Annotated in this window: 11 protein-coding genes; 3 read left to right on the top strand and 8 right to left on the bottom strand. The window is 71.2% G+C overall.

The features are described from left to right. Positions 1-68 precede the first annotated feature (68 nt). Positions 69-281 (top strand): DUF4287 domain-containing protein, encoded by a 213-nt coding sequence (locus IE219_RS25260; RefSeq protein WP_189981491.1) that lies wholly within the window; start codon positions 69-71, stop codon positions 279-281. Between the two features lie 265 nt (positions 282-546). On the opposite strand, the gene IE219_RS25255 is transcribed toward IE219_RS25260, so the two are convergent. The 6 genes from IE219_RS25255 to IE219_RS25230 all read right to left on the bottom strand — a co-directional run bounded on the left by IE219_RS25255 (position 547) and on the right by IE219_RS25230 (position 12,087). Beyond that, positions 547-1,035, bottom strand: a complete 489-nt coding sequence (locus IE219_RS25255) for a carboxymuconolactone decarboxylase family protein (protein ID WP_189981489.1) — start codon at positions 1,033-1,035, stop codon at positions 547-549. 290 nt (positions 1,036-1,325) lie between these two features. After that, complete coding sequence (locus tag IE219_RS25250) at positions 1,326-2,750, bottom strand: hypothetical protein (RefSeq protein WP_189981487.1); 1,425 nt, start codon at positions 2,748-2,750, stop codon at positions 1,326-1,328. Next, complete coding sequence (locus IE219_RS25245; RefSeq protein WP_189981485.1) at positions 2,747-5,647, bottom strand: pPIWI_RE module domain-containing protein; 2,901 nt, start codon at positions 5,645-5,647, stop codon at positions 2,747-2,749. The genes IE219_RS25250 and IE219_RS25245 overlap by 4 nt, the downstream gene beginning before the upstream one ends. An 8-nt stretch (positions 5,648-5,655) precedes the next feature. Then, positions 5,656-9,222, bottom strand: coding sequence for a pPIWI_RE_Z domain-containing protein (locus IE219_RS25240; protein ID WP_189981483.1), 3,567 nt, complete (start codon positions 9,220-9,222; stop codon positions 5,656-5,658). Next, on the bottom strand, positions 9,222-10,391 hold the full coding sequence (locus IE219_RS25235) for a pPIWI_RE_Y domain-containing protein (protein ID WP_189981481.1): 1,170 nt from the start codon (positions 10,389-10,391) through the stop codon (positions 9,222-9,224). The genes IE219_RS25240 and IE219_RS25235 overlap by 1 nt, the downstream gene beginning before the upstream one ends. Positions 10,392-10,416: 25 nt before the next feature. Continuing rightward, positions 10,417-12,087 (bottom strand): PD-(D/E)XK nuclease family protein, encoded by a 1,671-nt coding sequence (locus tag IE219_RS25230; protein ID WP_189981479.1) that lies wholly within the window; start codon positions 12,085-12,087, stop codon positions 10,417-10,419. Positions 12,088-12,465: 378 nt separating this feature from the next. Here IE219_RS25230 and IE219_RS25225 point away from each other — a divergent pair, with 378 nt between their 5' ends. Together IE219_RS25225 and IE219_RS25220 are read left to right on the top strand one after the other, a co-directional pair. After that, a complete protein-coding gene (locus IE219_RS25225) occupies positions 12,466-14,265 on the top strand; it encodes an HsdM family class I SAM-dependent methyltransferase (protein WP_189981477.1) in 1,800 nt (599 codons plus the stop codon). Positions 14,266-14,290: 25 nt separating this feature from the next. Beyond that, the gene (locus IE219_RS25220; RefSeq protein ID WP_268256860.1) at positions 14,291-15,568 is read left to right on the top strand and encodes a serine/threonine-protein kinase; all 1,278 of its coding nucleotides are present in this window, start codon (positions 14,291-14,293) and stop codon (positions 15,566-15,568) included. A 13-nt stretch (positions 15,569-15,581) separates the two neighbouring features. Here IE219_RS25220 and IE219_RS25215 read toward each other — a convergent pair whose 3' ends face one another. Both IE219_RS25215 and IE219_RS25210 read right to left on the bottom strand, forming a co-directional pair. Next, positions 15,582-17,561, bottom strand: a complete 1,980-nt coding sequence (locus IE219_RS25215; protein ID WP_189981473.1) for a hypothetical protein — start codon at positions 17,559-17,561, stop codon at positions 15,582-15,584. After that, positions 17,554-17,958 carry a hypothetical protein gene (locus tag IE219_RS25210; RefSeq protein ID WP_189981472.1) on the bottom strand — a complete coding sequence of 135 codons (405 nt, stop codon included), beginning with the start codon at positions 17,956-17,958 and terminating at the stop codon, positions 17,554-17,556. Before IE219_RS25210 ends, IE219_RS25215 begins: the two co-directional genes overlap by 8 nt. Positions 17,959-18,844 lie beyond the last annotated feature (886 nt).

The following is an 18,844-nucleotide window of genomic DNA, read 5'->3' as shown; positions in this document are numbered from 1 at the left end:
CCACGGCCCGACCGCGCTCTTCCCGCACCGTCATCAGCAGGATCCACCACCTACGGAACGAGGCACCCATGACCGACGCCGTGAAGGGCCCCGCCAGCTACTTCCCCTCGATCGAGAAGAAGTACGGCCGCCCGATCGCCGAGTGGAAGGAGCTCATCCGCTCCTCCCCGCTGACCAGGCACATGGAACTGGTCGGGTGGCTCAAGTCCGAGCACGGCCTCGGCCACGGCCACGCCAACGCCCTCGTCGCCCACACCCTCGCCGAGGGCAGCGGCTCGTGACCGTCACCAGTCGCGCCAGTCGTCGGTGATCTCGGTGCGGTCGATGCCGCGCCGGGCGGCGAGCCCCTCGACGGCGACGCCGTGCCCCTCGTTGATCGCGTTCAGCGCCAGAGGGTCCCGGCCCGGAGCCGGGCCGCCTCGTCGTCCAGCCGGTCACGCCACCGCGTCGAAGGTCTGATCGCCATGCCGGGAACCGTGACCCCCGGCTCCGACAAGGCCCGTCCGACGGCCCGCCCGGGGCCCCGTCCCCCGACTCGTCCGGCGGTCAGTCCCACTGCTCGGCGGCGAGCGAGGTGACCGGCTGCGGCTTGCCGATGACGGCGAGCGCGATGAAGAAGCCGATCTGGCCGATCGCGACGGTCAGGGTGGCCAGCGCCTTGTCGTCGTAGTGCCGGGCGGCCTCGGCGTACAGCTCGTCGGAGACGCGCTCCCGGCCGTGCGGAGCGGGCTGGAGGGTGGCCTCCACCAGGGCGAGCGCCGCCCGCTCGGCCTCCGTGAAGAAGGGGGCGTCCTGCCAGGAGGCGACGGCGGTGATCCGCTCCTCGGACTCGCCCGCCTTCCGCAGGAACCCGGTGTTCAGGACCGTCAGATAGGTGTTGTGGACGATCTGTCCGGCCCGCAGGTGCACCAGGTTGATCGTGGTCCGCGGCACCGACTGGTTCCCGGTCGCCCGGAACAGCGCGGCACTGATGTCGGCCAGCTCCGGCACGAACTCGCCGGGGTTCGGCATCCGGGAGATCGAGGGCTTCGTCATGGTGTCTCTCCTCATCGCTTCGTTCTCGCTCCGTTCGGCGCGTTCACAGGACTGACGGACGCGCTCCCGGAGATGTGACGGATCCCGGAAAGAAGAAAGAGAGAAGGCGGCAGAGGAAGGGGAGCGAAGCTGCCCTGCCGAAGGCCCCCGGATGGTTCTCGCCGAGGTCGGAGAATGGTGAATCCCCAGGTCATCGGTTTGGGGATTCACCATGGGCGCGGTCGGCGGGGGCCGGGCCCACCCGTTCGGACCGGGAAGCACCCCGCTTCTCCGCCTGGGCGTGCTCGCCGTCAGAGAACCGAGTCGGCCAGCCGTCGGGTCTTCCGCGGGATGTCGCGCCTGCCCGCCGTCCGGCTGTCACGCATCAGGGTGTGCTGGGTGTCGACCAGTCGGGGCGTCAGTCGCAGGGGGACCTCCTGCACCGGGTGGAGAAGGCCGTCGTCGCCGAGTTCCGCCCGCCAGACCCGGTAGTCCAGCTCGGAGTAGGCGGGATTGATGCCGATCTCCCCTTTGGGAATGGTCCCGTTGAAGGGCAGTGCGATGTCCATGTGGTTCCAGTAGTTCCATGCCTGGACGGCCTTGCGCGTGTCGAAGAAGTGGTAGAAGTCCGGGTACCGGTGGAAGCGGCGCAGCTCGCGGTGGATGAGGTGCCCCAGGAGCGGGCCGAAGGCCTCCGCGACGTGGTCGAAGTCCCACCGGATGCGATGCCACTGCTCGGGGGCCTGTTCCGGTCCGAGGAAACGAGCGGTGGTCAGGTGGCTGATCCGTGCGGTGAGATGAGCTCGGGCATGGGCCGCCTCGATGCTCGGGTCCACCTGGGCCAGGATCTTTTCCAGGAGGGCGAAGCCGGGACGGAACCGCGCCAGGTCGAAGTGGCCCGCTGTTCCGGGGAACCCCTCGAACAGCACTTTCTTGTAGAGCCAGTTGTTGAATTCTCCCCGCTCCGCCAACCGCTGGGTGTGGGGCGAGCGGGAGTACAGCATGAGGTACTCCGACAGGGCCTCGAAGTAGACGTAGCCCAGGACGGGGAGCCGGGGAATGGTCTCGGAGAGGAGGCGGGGGAACGCCTCGTGCTCCGCCGGTTCCGGCCGGTGGGCGATGGCGGCCGCCAGGCCGAGGAAGTCCGCCGAGTTCCTCACCCGGCTCACCACCGCCTCGCGGAGCTCACACCGTTCCGCGGGTCCCAGGAGGTCCTCCAGCTCGCGGTAGTTGTGCAGGTGGATCGAGCCCAGCCGGAGGTAGTCGATGCCGGCCAGGCCGCGGTAGCCGTGGCGCGGCGTGGTGACCTCCAGGACCAACGGGGTCGTGACCTGCCCGGAGAACGGGGAGCGGGCCAGGGAGGCGGGTGCCTCCCTGGTGAGGACGTATTCGGCGAGGTTGTGCATGCGCAGTCCTCCGGACGTGGGCGTGAGCGGTGCGCAGTAGAGGCTTCCCACCAGGCAGCCGCCCGACGGCCGGAGCGCGCCGTCGTGCATGATGCGGTCGAAGGAGTGGGTGACGTGGAGCAGGTGCTGGGTGCTCCCGCCGCGCAGCGACGCGAACATGGCGTTGTCGGTCAGCAGGGCTCCTTGAGGAGCGGCTTCGGTCAGCCGGGTGTTCCACGCCGCCGCCTGTTCGGCGAGCGGGTCGGAGCGGTGGGCGATGCCCGGCCCCGTCGGCGCGGAGTAGGAGACGTGGGCGTCGGCCCACATGCCGTGGAGGTCGGTGTTGCTCATGGGGCGATCACTCCTAGGTCGAAGCAGAGCTGAACGGCTCCGTCGTCTTCTTCGGGCTCCGTCGGCTGGTCCCGGGTGGTGGGCAGGACGTACTCGGTGGCCTTGCGAGCCAGGTGGAGCGGGAGCGGCAGGGCGAGCAGGGGTGCCCGTCCGGGCGACTGCCGCAGCCGGTGGGCGAGAGTCGCCCACAGCTCGGGGTCGTCGTCGGGCAGGCATCCCGCGACGACGATCTCCAGCAGTCCGGGGTTCCACGCCGGCCGATCGGTGTCGATCGTGGAACCCGTCTTCCCCTTCCTGGTGTAGGCGCGGAAGGCCCAGCGCGATGCCATGACGGACGCCTTCGTACCTGGCCCCGCCTTCTCGCCGGTGCTACCGAACACCCGGTTCCGCGGGGCGTGGCCAGGCGGTCTCCACAGCCCGGTGGCGATGCCGACCCTCTCCTCCTCTTCTCCATCGTCCGAGGTCTGCGGTCCGTGGCCCCACCACTGGGGGGTTTCGGTGTCGGTGCCTTCCCGGACCCGGACCAGGCGGAGGCCGGGGCCCTGGACGGCGAGCCGCTGGGCCGGCCGGCCGTGGATCCGGACCCTGTCCGGCTCGATGTGGCCGTCCTGCAGCCACGGCCACAGCCGGCGGGCGTTCTGGGCGTGGACCAGCAGCAGGGTCGGGCGGTCGCGCAGGCCGAACAGGACTTCCTGCACGGCGTCCGCCACGATCCTCCGATGCCGTTCGGTGGGGCCGTTCTGGTCCTCGTCCTGATCGGGGGTGTCGCCGTCTTCCGTCCCCGCGGGGCTGCCCGTGCCTTCGGGGAGCGGCTCCTCGTCGGGATCGTCGGGATCGTCGGCGGTCGGCAGTTCGGCCGATTCGGCCAGGCGCATCAGGAGCATCGGGTACGGGACCCACTCGCCGGTCCTGACGTCCCAGCCGGTGATGCGCTCCGGGGCGGGGTCGTCGGGGCGCACACGGACGGCGATCGGCACGAGGTCCGCCCGGCGGGTCGGTCCGTCCCGGCGCCGCTTGACCAGCCACAGGGCGGCGTACTGCGTGTCCGCGGGGATCTCCGGACCGAGACCGTGGGCGGGTACGGCGCGGTGGCCGAGCTGACGGAAGCCGTCCGTCCAGCACGCTTCGAGCTTCCTGGCCCGGGCCTCGTCCGCTTTCGCGGGCTTGCCCGGCACCCGGCGCGGGTTCACCACGAACTGGGTCACCCGCTTCGCGTCCCGGAACCCCAGCCGCAGGGCGAACTTGGGATCGGCGGAGCGCGGAACGTAGGCGTCCTTGGGATGGATCTCCAGCAGGGTGAGCGAGACGCGGTCGCCCGCCGACGCGGCGGGCAGACGCCGTACGACCTGGGCGCGGCGGTCCGCGATGGCCGCGTGCAGGGCGCTGGTCCTCCTCTGATCGACGGGGGAGAGCGCGAGACTGTCGGCGAGTCCGCCGATACGCGCCAGGCGCAGTTCCACCGAGAGCTCGGGTGTCTGCCACGAGAGCGTCTCCCCGTCAGAGGAGGACGCCTCCCCGGCGGGTTTCCGCACGGGTTCCCCGTCGAGGCCGAGCAGGGTGGCGAGTGCCTGGACGCCCGCGTCCCTGATGGGCTCGGTGAGCCAGAGGAATTCGGCCCGGAAGGGCTCTCCCGCCAGCAGTTCGGCCATGTCCCGGCGGCGGTCCGTGGTTTCCCGCGTGTCCGGGTCGAGGACTTCCCCGGTACGCCGCCCGGCCGGTCTCCGCACGGCGGGCCGGCGGTTCGCCCGCACCGGGTCCGGGGTCCGGACCAGCCCTTCGGGCAGGGCCTGCTCGAACCATTCCGTGAGCGGGACGCGATCACCGGGCATCAAGCCGGCCTTCACCCCGTGCGAGCCCATCGGAGCACTGTGCACCACGGCGGCGGTGACTCCCCCCGTACCGGCGAGCCAGCGGGTCGGGTCGCCGATGAGGTTGTCGGGTTGGGGAAACGGCTGCCGGAGCCGCAACCGGGAGAGCATTCCGTCGGGCCCGCCCGCCTCCCATCGGCGGGTGCGGAGTGCGCGGTCATACCGGAGGCGTCCCACCGAGAAGCGGGCGGAGGCCCGGCTCTCCGTACCGTCGTCGATCCACGGCGCGTTCGCCAGCAGGTAGACCGAGGCGGCGCGCCGGGGCGGGAGGTACAGGCCGTTCGGCCCCGTCCGAGTCGCCCATCGCCGGACACCGCACCGCAGGTGGACCCGGAACTCCGGGGAGAACGGGACGGTCTGGAGGGTCAGCGTGAGGAGGGCCGAGAACCACCACGTCCGCCCGTCGCGGTCCTCGTACCGGTCGGGCGGCCAGGAGAGCAGTTCGGCACCCCGGTCGGAGGGCCGTCGGGCCACACCGCGGAATCCCAGGGATCCGCCGGGGTAGGAGAACGGGGCCAGGTCCAGGGCCAGACCGGCGAGAGCGTCGGGGAGCAACTGGTAGAGCCGCCCGTCCGGTTGCGCCGTACCGGCGGGCGTCGGCGTCCGGGCCAGCATGGGGACTTCGCACCGCTCCCAGCGGAGTTCGCCGGGGCGTAACGCGTCGAGCGCCTCACGGACCGCCTGCCGGTGCTCGGGCTCGGGACGCAGGTCGTTCACCCAGGCGTGCATCAGTGTCGCGAAGACGTCGGCGGGCACGGGGTCGCGGGCGTACAGCCAGGGCTCGTCGTGGGAGACGTCGAGCCATTTCGCCACCGAGACCACTTCGGGTGCCAGGGCCTGGAAGAGGGAGTTGAGACGGCCGACCGGGACGGCGAGGCAGTCGTCCGGTCGCTTGAGTCCCAGGCGGTAGAGGTCGAGGAGCAGCTTCCGCTGGGGCCGGGGGAGGGCCAGCGTGTAGTAGGGGACGGTCCACTCGGCGTCCGGGTCGGGGACGTAACCGGCGAGTCTGATGGTGTCGTAGCGGATCACGGGGTTCCTCATGTCGCGCGGCGCGGTGCGTCCGGCTGGTGGGTGGGGACGTTCTTGAGTGCCAGGTAGAGGGGCTCGTAGAGGGTCTGCACCAGCTGCCGCTGATCGAGGGGGAGCGGTCCGGCGTCGTCGAAGTACGGGGCCAGGACGTGGACCATGCTGGCGAGCAGTCCGGTGCGGAAGGTGTCGGGCCCCAGGCCGGCGGCCTCGCGTTCGGCGAAGCGGGAGTCCACGAAGACGACCCGGGCCGGGACCCCGCCCCGTACCAGACGTCCGATCACCTGCCACATCACGACCAGCCGGTCCCAGGTGAAAGCGGCCTTGTCCTCGTCATTCAGATGCCGCCAGGCCATTCTCCGGGTGAGCAGGTGACGCCACCGGGCGCGTGCCTCCCGGCGGAAGGTGCGTCCGGCCCGGTTGAGGTCCGGAGCCGAGGAGACCAACTCGTCGAATCCGTCGCCGTCCACCAGGCGGGTCACCCAGCTGTTGATGCCCTGGACCGCCAGACCGATGTCGTGCGGGCGGGGGTGGGGCCGGGCCAGGAAGAAGACCGAGCCGATCGCCGCCTGTCCGGCGTCGTTCAGGATGTTGTGCCCGCGTTCCACGGACATGAGTGGTGCGATGAGGATCTCGGCATCCATGGATCCGAAGGAGGCGACGTCACCGCGCCGGAGCGTTCCGGGCTCGGTCACCGTGGACGGGTCTCCCGGCGTGGCCCCACCGAAGGAGATCTCCAGCTCCGCGTCGTCCGCGATCAGCCGGCGCACCTTTCCCTTCCATCGGGGGATGCCGTCGAGGAGCTGGAAGCCCCGGCGGGCTTCCTCGTAGGAGCCGACGAGCACCAGCAGGCGCTTCCTCCTGGCGCTCCCGATCAGGTTCAGTTCCTGTTCGAAGTCGCTCTGGAGCTGGTCTCCCCGGGGCCGGGCGAGACCTTCGAGCATCAGCTCCAGGACCTTGGGCCGGCGGTCGGGCCGCATGCCGGACAGGTGGAGGGGCTTCCCGTCGGGCCCCGGGATGAAGATCTTCCGGAAGGAGGTGCGGCGCAGCGCACTGCGTTCCTTGGGGGAGGACTTCAGGATGGCGCGGACCGGCGCCAGTACGTGGGCGCCCACCGCGGTGCCCGCCCAGCTGGTCCCCGACATCAGGAGGACGTTGGCCGACGGGGCGCCGTCGAGCGAGGACACCTCGTGCAGTGAGGTCAGCAGGGACCGGCCCACCCCGGCGCAGCGGAAGAAGCGGAGTATGGCGCTTCCGGAGCCCGGTACGGCGTCCGGTTCCTCGGTGAGGAACTGGAATCCGAGGATGTTGCCCATCGGGGACTCCGGGACGAGGGGGCCGTAGTCGAGCGGGGGCCGGCGGGACAGCTGGTTGTCCGTCGATTCCAGGTTGAGCGCGGCCTCCACCGTCGGCCACAGCTCGGTGAGGACGTCGAGGCGCTGCTGGAGCACCCCGAGCAGCAGGGTGAACTCGAACCGCATGGTCTTGTCGTGGAGCTCGTCCGCGGAGGCGGGGTCGACCCCGGACAGCTTCCGCAGTGTGGCAGTGGCCCTGACGCGGGTGCGGTCCTCGTCCAGGGTGTGCAGCAGATCGTGGGCGAGACCCACCAGTTCGGCGAGCTCGGGGGAGCCGGGCCGGACGCCTCCGAGGGGTTCGTCGCGGAAGGCGTCCAGCACCTCCATGACCGCGGCACGGCGCGCGCCGTGCGGGTCCGTCGGTTCCTCGTCCTCTGGGGTGTCGTGGGCATCGGTGCCGTCCGGGTCGTCCTCCTCGGAGAGATCCTCCTCGAATTCGTCGTCCGTCTCGTCATCGGCCTCGTCCTGGGCGTTGTGGCCGTCGGAGGCGGGGCGGTCCCGGAACCAGTCCTCGACCAGCTTCTGCTGGAGGGTCCACGTACTGAAGTAGTCGGCCTGCACCCAGGTGCGGAGCTTGCGGTGGCGCATCAGCATCGAGTACAGCCGGTTGGTGGCGGCGATCGACGCGGTCAGGGCGGAGGACCAGCGGTCCACGTCCGTGTCCGACAGCTGCAGGCGCCCGTTCCGGGCGAACTCGTCGGTCGTGTGGGCCTGCAGTTCGTCGAGCCAGGAGTCCGGTGCGCGTCCGACGAGGGTGGCGGAAGGCACGAACATCGAGTCGAGCTGCATCTGCACGCGATCGGCCTCGTCCACGATGATCAGGTCGCTCCGGACGCAGGCGGCCTCCAGGAACCGGGCCCGTTCCCGGTTCTGGTGCCGGGGGACCAGTCCGTAGAGGAGGCTGGCGGGGTTGGCCACCCAGATGTCCGCGTCGACCAGGTCGTGGGCGCCGCGTTGCCGGGGACACTCGGACCACAGGGGACATCCGTGCCCGGTGTCCGATCGGCCGGTGCTCGTCTCGCCGGGCTCGTCGGCGGTCGGTGATTCCGGGGTCGGCACGTTCGCCCCGGCCGGTTTCGGCGTGGCCTTCCGCGGGTCCGCGGAGTACAGGCGGGTACAAGGCGATTCGAGGATGTCCAGGGGCTGGGATGCTTCGGTACCGCGCAGGGCGTCGAGCGGGCAGGCGGTGCTCAGATAGGTGAAGTGCCTGGCCTTGTGGCCGAGCAGGGACGTCGCGCCGGCGCCCGCGAGCCTGCGGTGCATGCGCTGGGTGTTACGGGCACGGGTGGAGGACCCCAGGACGGGGGCGACCTTCAGTTTCAGCGTACGGAAGAGGGCCACCAGCGTCAGCTGCTCGGCGACGTCCCCCACGACGATGGTCACCTTCCGTCCTTCGCGGGCGGCCTGGACGGTGAGCACGTCCCGCAGCGTGCTCTTGCCGGCGCCGACCATGCCCACCAGATGGAAGAGGCCGTCGACGGACAGCTTCCGGCTCGGCCGGTAGGCCGTTCCTTCGGGATCGAGCAGGTCCAGTTCGACTCGCTGCACCCGGTTGTGCCAGGTCTTGCGCGGGTCGGTGATCCTCAACCGCTCGTCCATCCACGCGGCGGTCGCCAGCAGTTCGTCCCAGGTCGTCTCGATCGGACGCCCCGCCCCGGGAGGGCGCAGGAGGCCGTGCGGCCGGGCGGTGCCGACCGGGAGGTGCTCGGGCAGCCGGACCGAGGTGAGGAGCTTGCCCTGAGGGAAGCGGTAGGACCTTCCCGGCCTGGCGATCTTCAGCCGCTGCCGCAGGTGGAAGGGGGGAGCGGTGGTGAGGGCCCGTTCGTACGTCTTCCAGCGATCGGAGGCGATGGCCGGTTCCTGCCGTCGGGCGGGCGCGTCGTGGTCGGTGACCAGGTAACCGCGCATCTCGGTGGGGAAGGAGGCGTACTGCCTGAGTGCGCGTTCCCAGGTGCGGGGGCGCCGGAGCATCCACAGCAGGTGCCGGGCGACCTGGAGCATCCTCTCCCGTTCCGGTGTCCGGTCCCCGACCAGGGCGAAGGGATAGCCCCCGAGGACCGTCCACGCGGCGCGGGCCGGCTCGCCGGGGCGGAGACGTTCCAGCAGGTAGAGCCCCAGCTCCACCCGGAAGAGACGGGTCGCTCGGATCGGGCCGCGGTCCTTGGGCCAGGCGGCGCGGACGCGAGGGGAGAGCTCGGCGAACCAGGAGCTGCGGTCACGCATCAGAACAGTCCTTCCGGTGCTTCCCCGGGCACGGCCGGGTCGATGTCCTCGTACGGGCGGCCGGCGGCGACGAGCCGCCGGGCGGTGCGGAGCAGTTCCCGGTCGGTCATGAGTTCTGGCGACGCGGATGGCCGGTAGCGCTCGAAGACCTCTCGGAAGCCGGGGTGATCGCGGAGTCGGCCGGCCGGTATCACCCACAGGCAGCGGTCGTACGGCGGGTCGGGCGGCGGCGGGGCGGCCCGGCGGCCCAGCAGGGCCGGGCTCGTCCAGTCCTTGCAGTCGACGGCCAGAGTCGTGCCGTCGGGAAACCGTACGCGCATGCCGTACGCGCCGAAGCCGGGCCACAGTTCGACCTCTGCCCCGACCTTCGCCAGTTGGTCGGCCAGCCGTTTCTCCATGAGGCCGGGTGCCGACACCCACTGCCGCAGCGGCCTGATCAGCAGCTGGACTCCGCCGTTCTCGTCGGCCCGGTACTCGCGTCCGCGCCGGACGGTGCCGGCCTCGCGGCACCGCCGCTGCTCGCACCACAGTCCGCCCCCGGTCGTCGGATGCAGCAGGCCGTGGCAGTGCGCGCAGGAGACGTAGCTGCGCCGTTCCCGGTCGAGATGGCCGGCCGGTGCCGGCTGGTAGACGTCGTACAGCAGGTCGCCGAGCGACCCCAGGTCGCTGCCCGCCGCCGCGGGGAGGGTGGCCAGTTCACGGTGGGTCAGTACGGGGCGTCGCACCAGCAGGAGACGGAAGGCCCGGTACGCCTCCGGGTACTTCTCTTCGCGGCACCGCTGGGCCACGACACTCATGTGGTGCTGCCCGGAGTACTGGGCCGCGGAGTCCTCCGCGTCCACGGCCCATTCGTAGCAGAGCTGGGTCGGTTGCCGGGTGGCTTCGTAGAGGAGCCGAGCCTCCGGCGGCACCACGTCGGGCGGAAGTGTGACGGGCCACTGGTCCAGCGGTCGGCATGCCGCCCATTCGACGAGTTCGGGAAGGCTCTCCGGAGGGCGTGCCTTGAGCAGCAGGCAGGTGAGGACCGTGGTGTTCAGGGCCCGCTGCGCCTCCTCGGGGTACGGCACGGCAGACGCCGCCCCCGGGTCGCCGGCCTCGCTGAGGCGGACCATGGCGGTGGCGACGCTCCGGAGCAGGAGTACGCCGTCCGCCTCCGACCACCGGGCCATGTGAACTGTCCGGTCGGGATTCATCTCAGCCTTTCGTCGGGTCGGGAAGACCGGGGCGGCACCAGACGGACATCTCGCAGGTCTTGCAGTGCGGGCCCGGACGGGCGATCGCGGTGGTGTCCGCGTGCCAGTCGGAGGCCAGGGACCGTACGACCCGGCGTGCCGAGGCGCGGATCTCGGTGTCGAAGGGGTCGATGACGGTGAGCCGGGCGCCATGCGGTCCGAGGACCTCCAGCTCCACCCGCGTGGCGGAGACGTCCTCGCCGAGGACCGGGCTGGTGCTGAGCAGGACGGCGAGTGCGAGCTGCGGCCGTTCGCGCAGGAGGTCGGTCTCCGGCGGGGGGTCCGACCGGGCGTCCGTCTTCGTCTCCCGGTAGACCCAGGAGGTGCCGTCGAGATAGAGCGTGTCGGTTTTGGCGAGCACCACCACGTCGGCGGCGGTGTCGTGCACCACGAGGGTGCGTTCGTGGACCAGTTCGCTGACGGTGGAGAGCCCGTACGGGCAGTGGCGGGCGTGTGCGGCGACCATCCGCGCACCGAGGTCCGCCTGCTCCGGCGGGACCGTCCAACGCCCCGCCGACCAGGAGGTTCGGCCGTCGGGGGCGTCGTCGGGACGGCAGGCGACTCCTGGGTGGGCCTCGTGGCGCTGCTGGATCCAGGTGTGCACGGCGTGGCCGCGGACCACATGAGGAGTGAGGGCGCGGGCCTCGGGGTCCGGCAGCCGGAGCCGGCGCAGCCGCTCCCGGGCGGGGCAGCTCTCGTCGCGGTCCGGACGGCCGGCGTACGACCGTCCGTTGGTGATCGACCAAGTACGGCGCGGCCGGTTCCGTTCCTCGATGGCCAGGAGGCCGCCGAGGCGGGGCAGAGCGGGGCAGCTGGGCGCGTATTTGCAGTCCTCGCAGTCGTGGCCGGGCAGGAAGACGCCGGCGGAGACGGCGGCGGTCAGCTTCGGGAGGCCGTGGGCGGCGTAGCGCCGGGCCACGTCCTCGGGGCCTTCGGCGAGTACCTCGCGCCGTTCCCCGTCGAGGCAGCTGACCTCGGTGATCCTCACTTCTTCGGGTTCTCGCCAGGCCGCTTCGCCGATGTCCCGTACGGGTTGTGCCGCGTCGCTCCAGTGGAAGCGGTTCGGTAACCGGTGGGGCTCGCCGAAGGCCACGACCTGCGCGGCCGCCGCGAGGTCGGCCCGTTCGGCGTGTCCGATGTGCTCCGCGGCTTCCCTGCCGGGTCCGCTCAGCGCCCTGGCGACGGGGACGCGCAGTTCTCGCACCCGTCCGTCGGCCGAGGCGTACGGGCGTCCCCAGACGCACTGCTCGTAGCGTCGGGCGCCGCGGCCGTCGGTTTTCTTGAGTCGGGTGACGAGCACCCAGGAGTAGGGGATCGGCCGCAGGCCCGGGGTGCTGTTCTCCAAGTAGCGTTCGAGCGCGGAGCGGGTCCAGGAGGCGAGCCCCGGATCGGCCCGGGGCCGCTCCCGTGTGGCCGCCAGGGCCCTGCGGAGGGCTTCCTCGGGTTCGGCGTGCTCGTACTCGATCAGGTCGAGCGTCTCTCCGAGCGGCCCGAGGTTGAAGCCCTCCCGGGGGTCGGCCTTGTACGCGGGAAGCGGGCCCTGGGCCAGCCTGATCCCGGTCCGGGCCTTCAGCGCTCCTTTGTAGGGGCAGCTGCCGTGGGCGTTCGGGCGGAGGAAGGATCCCGCGAACACGCGGATCAGTCCGCTGGTCCACGTGCTCTCACGGGGTGGCGTCCACGCAGGCATGCGATCTCCATGGCATCGACCTTGACGGGACCCCATAGGAGCATTTCTTTGTGAAAGGCGTCAACAGACTCTTTCGAGTGACTTGAATCAACGATCACTAGGGTTATGATCCTCGGCAGATGTCCCGCGAGGAGGATCACCATGACGAACGGAGTCACGGTCACCGCGACCGAGATCGCCCGTATCGCCGGGGTCGGGCCGGCGGCGGTGAGCAACTGGCGCCGGAGGTACGCGGAGTTTCCCACCCCGGTAGGAGGTACGGCGGCGAGTCCGCAGTTCTCCCTGCCGGAAGTGGTGGATTGGCTCGAAGCCCACGGTCGACCGGTGAGACTCTCGCCGGTCGACGAGGTGTGGCAGGCCATGGACGCCCTGCGAGACCCGGGACGGCCCGGCGGAATACTCGCCGCGGTCGGGTTCCGGCTGCTCGGTGAGGACCCGCCCCGGCACTCCGACCGGACGGAGACGGACACCGGCGGCCTGCCCCCGGAGCTGGGCGTCCATGTCGACGCGCTCGGGGATCGCCTCGGCGCGGCCGAGGCGTTCGAAGAACTGCTCAGCCGCTGGACGGAGGCGCACGCCCGCCAGGCGGAGGTGACCCCCGCCCCGGTGGTGTCGCTGATGTGTGCCCTGGCCGGCTCCGCGGACGGCACGGCACCCGACGCCGTGCTGGACCCCGCGTGCGGGACGGGCGGACTCCTGCTCCAGGCCGCGGAGAACGGCACCGCCTCCCTGTTCGGCCAGGAGATCCAGCCCGATCTCGCCGAGGTCGCGGACGTGCGACTGCGGCTCCACGGGTACCACGACGTCACCGTGGCCACGGGGGACTCTCTCCTGGAGGACGCCCACACCGCCGCACGGGTGCGGGGCGTCGTCTGCAACCTCCCGTCCGGCCAGCGGGACTGGGGCCGCTCGAAGCTGGGATACGACACCCGGTGGACCTACGGCCTGCCTCCGAAGGGGGAGCCCGAACTCGCCTGGGTCCAGCACTGCCTGGCCCATCTGGACGGTGGCGGCAGCGCGGTCTTCCTGATGCCGGCGGCGGCAGCGGCCAGGTCCTCGGGCCGCCGCATCCGAGCCGAACTGCTGCGACGCGGGACACTGCGCGCGGTCGTGGCCCTGCCGTCCGGCTCCGCCTCCACCCACTCCCTGGGAACCCACCTCTGGATCGCCCAGCCGAGCAACGAGCCGCCCTCCTCCGACGTGCTCTTCGTCGACGTGGAACCGTTGGTCGAGGCGGCTTCGGAGAACCGTGCCACCGGCACGGACTGGAAGACCGTGCACACCGCCGTGACCGAGGCGTGGCGGCACTTCCGGACGGGAGCAGAACTCGACCTGGCCGTCTCCAGTGCGGTCCCCGTCATCGAACTCCTCGACGAGGAAGTGGACATCACCCCCGCGCGCCACGTCCGCACGGACCCCGATGAGACCTTCGATCCGGTACAGCTGGAGGAGGACCGGACCCACTGGCTCCGGACACTGGCCGAGCTGACGGATGTCCTTCCCACGGTGAGGGAGGTCCCGGCGGCCGACCCGCAGGTGCTCGTCTCGCTGGAGGATCTCAGCCGTTCCGGTGCCCTGCGGATGTGGCGCGGTTCCTCCGCCCGGGAAGCACCCGACGGAGCGGAGGCACGGGTCCCGCTCCTCAACCTGATCGACGGACAGTCCCGCATGCCGCCGGGCCGCTGGACGTACGCCCCCGAGAACGAGCTCATCAGCGAGGGAGACGTCCTGGTGTTCGCCGGCTCGCCGCAGAGCGCGCGTCCCGCCGATCCGCGGGAGTACGGTGCCGCCGTCGGACAGAGCATCACCGTCCTGCGTCCCGAGCGGGACTTGTTGGACCCCTGGTTCCTGGCCGGAGCGCTGACCGGAGGACCCGGTGTCGGACGTTCCGGAACCTCGGCGGGGACCACCGGACGGCCGAGCCGCCTCGATCCGGGGCGTGTCTTCCTCCCGGTCCGGGAGCCGGCCGAGCAGCACCGGATAGGCCGTGCCTTCCGGGACGTCGCGCGGCTCGACGAACTCTTGGACCAGGCAGCCGAGCACGGCCGCCGCGTCGCCCGCCGCCTGGCGGACGCGCTGGCCGCCGGGCTGGCCGACCCGATCGACGACGACAGACGGGGCTGAGGCACCGTGGGAAGAGACCGACGGCATGTTTGAGATTCGGCAGGGTCACGTCCTGAACTCCCGTTACCGGCTCGACGGACCTCTGCGCGCCGGTGGCATGGGGATGGTCTGGCGGGCGTATGACGTGAGGCTCAGCCGCGTGGTCGCGGTGAAGTTCGCGAACCCCGCCGCGGCCCTGACCATTCCGGACCGGGACGAGATGCTGAAGCGCTTCCAGCAGGAGGCGGGAGTGGCGGCACGGTTCACGAACACCGGGGTGGCATCGGTCTACGACGTGGGAGAAGAACACGGGCACTTCTATCTCGTCATGGAGCTCGTCCAGGGTTCGACCCTGGACGAGCTGATGGAGGAGTGCGGTCCGCTCGAACTCTCCGTGGCCGTCAGCATCATCGTGCCCATCTGTGCCGTCCTCGCGGCCGCTCACCGCGCGGGTATCGTGCACCGCGATCTGAAGCCCTCCAACGTGATGGTCTCCGAGCAGGGCCACACCAAGGTCCTGGACTTCGGCATCGCCCGGGTGGAGGGGGCCGCCGTCGACACCAGACTCACCAGGACGGGAAGGAATCCGGGAAGCCCCGGATACATGTCGCCCGAACAGTACGAGGGCAGACAGGTCACCGGCAGGTCCGACCTCTACGCCCTGGGCTGCCTGCTGTACGAGATGCTCGCGGGCCGTGCGGTCTTCCCCCAGGAAGACGAGTTCGCACTCCGCCACATGCACACCGCCGTCACACCCGACGCGCTGGGCGGGCTCCGCGAGGGACTGCCCGGAGCGGTACTGGATCTCGTCGACCGCCTGCTCGCCAAGAACCCGGCGGACCGTCCCGCCGACGCGGACGAGGTCAACAAGATCCTCCGTGTCCATCTGCCCGCCGATGGGGACGATCCGCCGGGTGACTACGTCTTCCCGGACCCCACCCGCCCCTTCCGCCTGCCGTTCGCACCCGAGGACGTGCCGCTGACCGGCCCTCGGGTGGAGCTGCCCGGCACCGTCTCCCGCACGTATCGGCCGAGGGCCGACGCCAAGGACCTCCACCACGAGGTGCGACGCCTGCTCGGGACGGAACCGGCGAAGGCCGTGGATCTGCTCAGGGAACGTCTGCCGGACCTGGCGGATCAGTACGGCCTGCGTGCCCACGAAGTGCTGGACCTCCGCTTCGATCTGGCGGATTCCCTGCTCGTCCAGTCCGACCGCGAGGCGGCCCGGGACATCTACACGGCGATCCGGCAGGACACCACCGGTGTGCGCGGGCTGGAGGTGTACCTGGCCCGGGCTGAGGAAGGCATTGCCCGGTGCGGCTGAACGGACCGGGAGATCAGGACTCCGTCGCCGCGGCCTCGGCCCGCTCCTCGGCCCGGTCCGCCCATCCCGCGATCCTGCGGCTGACGCGGTCGAGAGCGTCCCGCGCATCTTTCACCTGAGAGGGGTCCCAGCCCTCTTGGGAGACGAAGCTCGGCCCGCCCTCTTCCACGGGCACGCGTGCCATCCCGTCCACGTCCCTGCGCAGCCTGTCGACGCTCTCCCGCACGCACGCCCAGCTCACGGAGGCGGCTTTGCCACCCACTCGGGAGTCTTCGAGCGGCACCGGCCCGCCGCTGTAGGCGTGGCGCACCAGCGCGTCCGTGAGGATTCTCGGCCGGCCCTCGGCCGTGACCATGAGGCTGCCGCTCTCGTCCACCTCGTGGAGCCGTTCGCCCGCCCGTCCCGCCCGGACGGCCTCGTACGCCTGGAGGATGCCGCGCCGCCGGGACAGCATGGCCCGCAGCACCGTCGCGGCCCCCCGGTCGTCGTCCTCCTCCCCGCCGCCGAAGACTTCGCGCTGCAGTGCCATCGGCTCGGCCATCGCCATGTGGTAGGCCGCCTTCACCGCGAGTTCGGTCTGCGCGGGGCCGAGCCTGCCGCTGTCGCCCAGGCCCCGGTCCGCTTCGTCCAGGGCCGCGTCGCGCAGTTTCTCCAGGGCGCGGCCGTCCGTTCCGGGGCCTTCCCACCGCACCTCGGCCCGCAGTTCCTCGATCTCCGGCAGCCGGTACGCGCGCTGGAGCACCGCGCGGCGCGGACGGACGAACTTGGCGTCGTCGCTCAGCCCGGTGCGCATCGGGCGCAGGATCAGTTCCACGGCGACGTCGACGCGCTCCTCCCGTTTCGGCCGCTGTTTCGCGGTGAGGGACCGGATGCCCTCGTTGACCCGCCGCGCGGTTCCGATCCCGCCGCCCAGCAGCGAGCGGACGATCTCTTCCGCGCGGATGTCCAGCTCATGGCCCAGTCCGGCCGTCTTCAGCTCTTCGCGGGAGGTGGTTCCGGCGAACCACCGCTTCTCCGCCTCCGTGATGTGGGCCGTGGTGGACCGTCCCGGTTCGGCGAGACTGTCGAGGACGGCGTCCGCCTTCGCCTCGTTCTCCACGGCCGGCCCGTAGGGGCGCGGCGGACGGATGTGGGTGAGGCCGATGAAGTTGCGTACAGCCGTATGGAACATCTGCCCCGTACGGGCGTCGGGGAGGAACCCCACGACCACGCGGGCGGGGACGCTGAGCGCGCGGATCTTGCACCGTTCGTCCTCGGTCAGCTCCGCCCACCCCTGTTTCCGTACCAGCCGGGCCCAGCGGCTGATCTCGCCGCGGAGCTTCCGATCGTCTGCCCCCCACTCGTACGCGATCTTCGCCGGCCGGTAGTCGAGGAGCTCGTGCACCGCGCTGATCCGGCTCGACCCGTCGGCCGCGATGAGCAGCGCGCAGTCGGGATGGCCGTTCTCGTGCACCACCGTCAGGGGGACCACGGTCAGCGGCTGGAGTACTCCCTCGACGGCGATGTCCTGGGCCAGGGGGTTGTCCCGGACCAGCCGGCCCTTCGCGTCCTCCAGGCGTTGGGCGAGGCTGGACGGTGTTCCGGCGCGCATCTCCAACTCCGCTGTGCCGCCCGGGGCAGACCGTGGTTCGACCAGAGCGGACCGTCGCGTCCCCGAGCCCGACAGCGCGTACTGACGGTGCCCGTACTCCCGGGGGTTCGCGGGGTGGGGAAGTACGGTCGCCGACCACAGCCGTGTCTCCGCGATCAGCAAGGTCCCGCCCTGCACCCTCAGTTCGGCGGGGTCCGTGAGCCTCCGCCGCATGTCGTCCGGGCGTACGGCGGCCCGGGCCATCGCGCGCACCCCGCCCTCTGTGAGCCCGTGTCCGCGCAGGGCGTCGGCGAGGTTGTCGACCGCCGCGGTGCGGGGCAGTGTCCAGGGGGCGGGCTGCCACCCCGGGACCGTCGTCTCCTCCTCCACCGTTCCGCCCGGCTCCACGGGATTGTCAGTCACGGGTGATGACCTCCGTGATGCGGTCCACGAGGAGCAGGGCCCGTGTCGCCTGCCTGCGGTTCTCGTGCGGGGACGGCGGGTTGCCCACGGCCCGCGTCAGACGCGCGGCGTATTCGCTGAGCGCTGCTCGCACCTGGTACCACTCCTCCGGGGTGAGCGAGACGCCGTACAGCCGGTCGCCGTGGAGGCTGACGACATCGCAGTGCTCCTCGCGCTCCGAGATGGCCGCCCACCGCGCCGCCATGCGGCCGAGGGTGACCACCGAGCGGTCGTTCGCCGAGATTCCGGGCGCTTCCACGGCCCGGCAGTCCCGGGCGGCCCGGTGCAGCACGGCGGCCACGAGGCTGACCTGTGCCTGGTCGAGGGGGATGAAGAAGGTGTTGGTCGTCTCCGTCACGGGACCGCGCTCCGCTGGGTCGGCCGATGTCTCATCGGCGTTGGCGCCTTGCTTGCCCGACTACGGGTGTGCCGGACAGAGCGAGAGAACGCGGGCGTACCCGACCGCCGACCTCCACCCGTGTCGGTCCGGGGCGGGAAAGAGAACCTCGGACCTCTGGTGCCGCACGGACCGCGCACCATCCGGCCCTGGAGAGAAGGCGGTGGGCAGCCTCGTTCTCGAGGAGCGCGGCAAGACGACACGACGACCCGGAACCTGGGCACCGGGCAGGCCGCGCCGCCATGGTGTCGGACACCGAGCGGGTCGCTCGGCCGGACTGTAATCACGTGAACACGCAGCGTGCAAGCCGGCGGCGGGGCGTTCGGTGAAGTCTTGGCCGTCGGGAGGGGCGGCGTTCGAGGTCGGAGGTCTTGTGGTGAGGGAGTGGCGTTCGAACGTGCCGTTTTCCGTTGGCTGCGGGAGGGGGGAGCGTGCGGTCGAGGCCCTCGAGTCCCGGCAGGGCCGGCTTTGGGAGAGGTCCGGACCGCCACCCGGGCCCTCTTCCCGCGAGCCGGCCGGTTCTGGTGTTCCCCGGGAAGGGGCTGAGCTGTGGATGTGGGACCCCTCTTCGGAACGAGGGCGCAGTCCTGATCGGCACGCTGTCAGCATGCGGGCGGAAGACGTGTCTCTTTTCCCGGCGGCCGGCCTCTCGTGCCCATGAACGAGGCCCCACCGCGTTCCTTCTCCGTTGAGTCGGTACGGCGACATCGATTCCGACCTGCTGACCGAGTGGTTCCCGCACTAGGCAGTGTCTTCAAATGATCACCGCTGGTGGATCATGGTGCTGTGATACGTCGCCATGAACTGTCGGATGCCGAGTGGGAGTTCGTCCGGCCGCTGCTGCCCG

Source organism: Streptomyces termitum (assembly GCF_014650175.1).
Classification (GTDB): Bacteria; Actinomycetota; Actinomycetes; order Streptomycetales; family Streptomycetaceae; genus Streptomyces; species Streptomyces termitum.
This window is presented reverse-complemented; position numbering and strand designations above follow the sequence as displayed.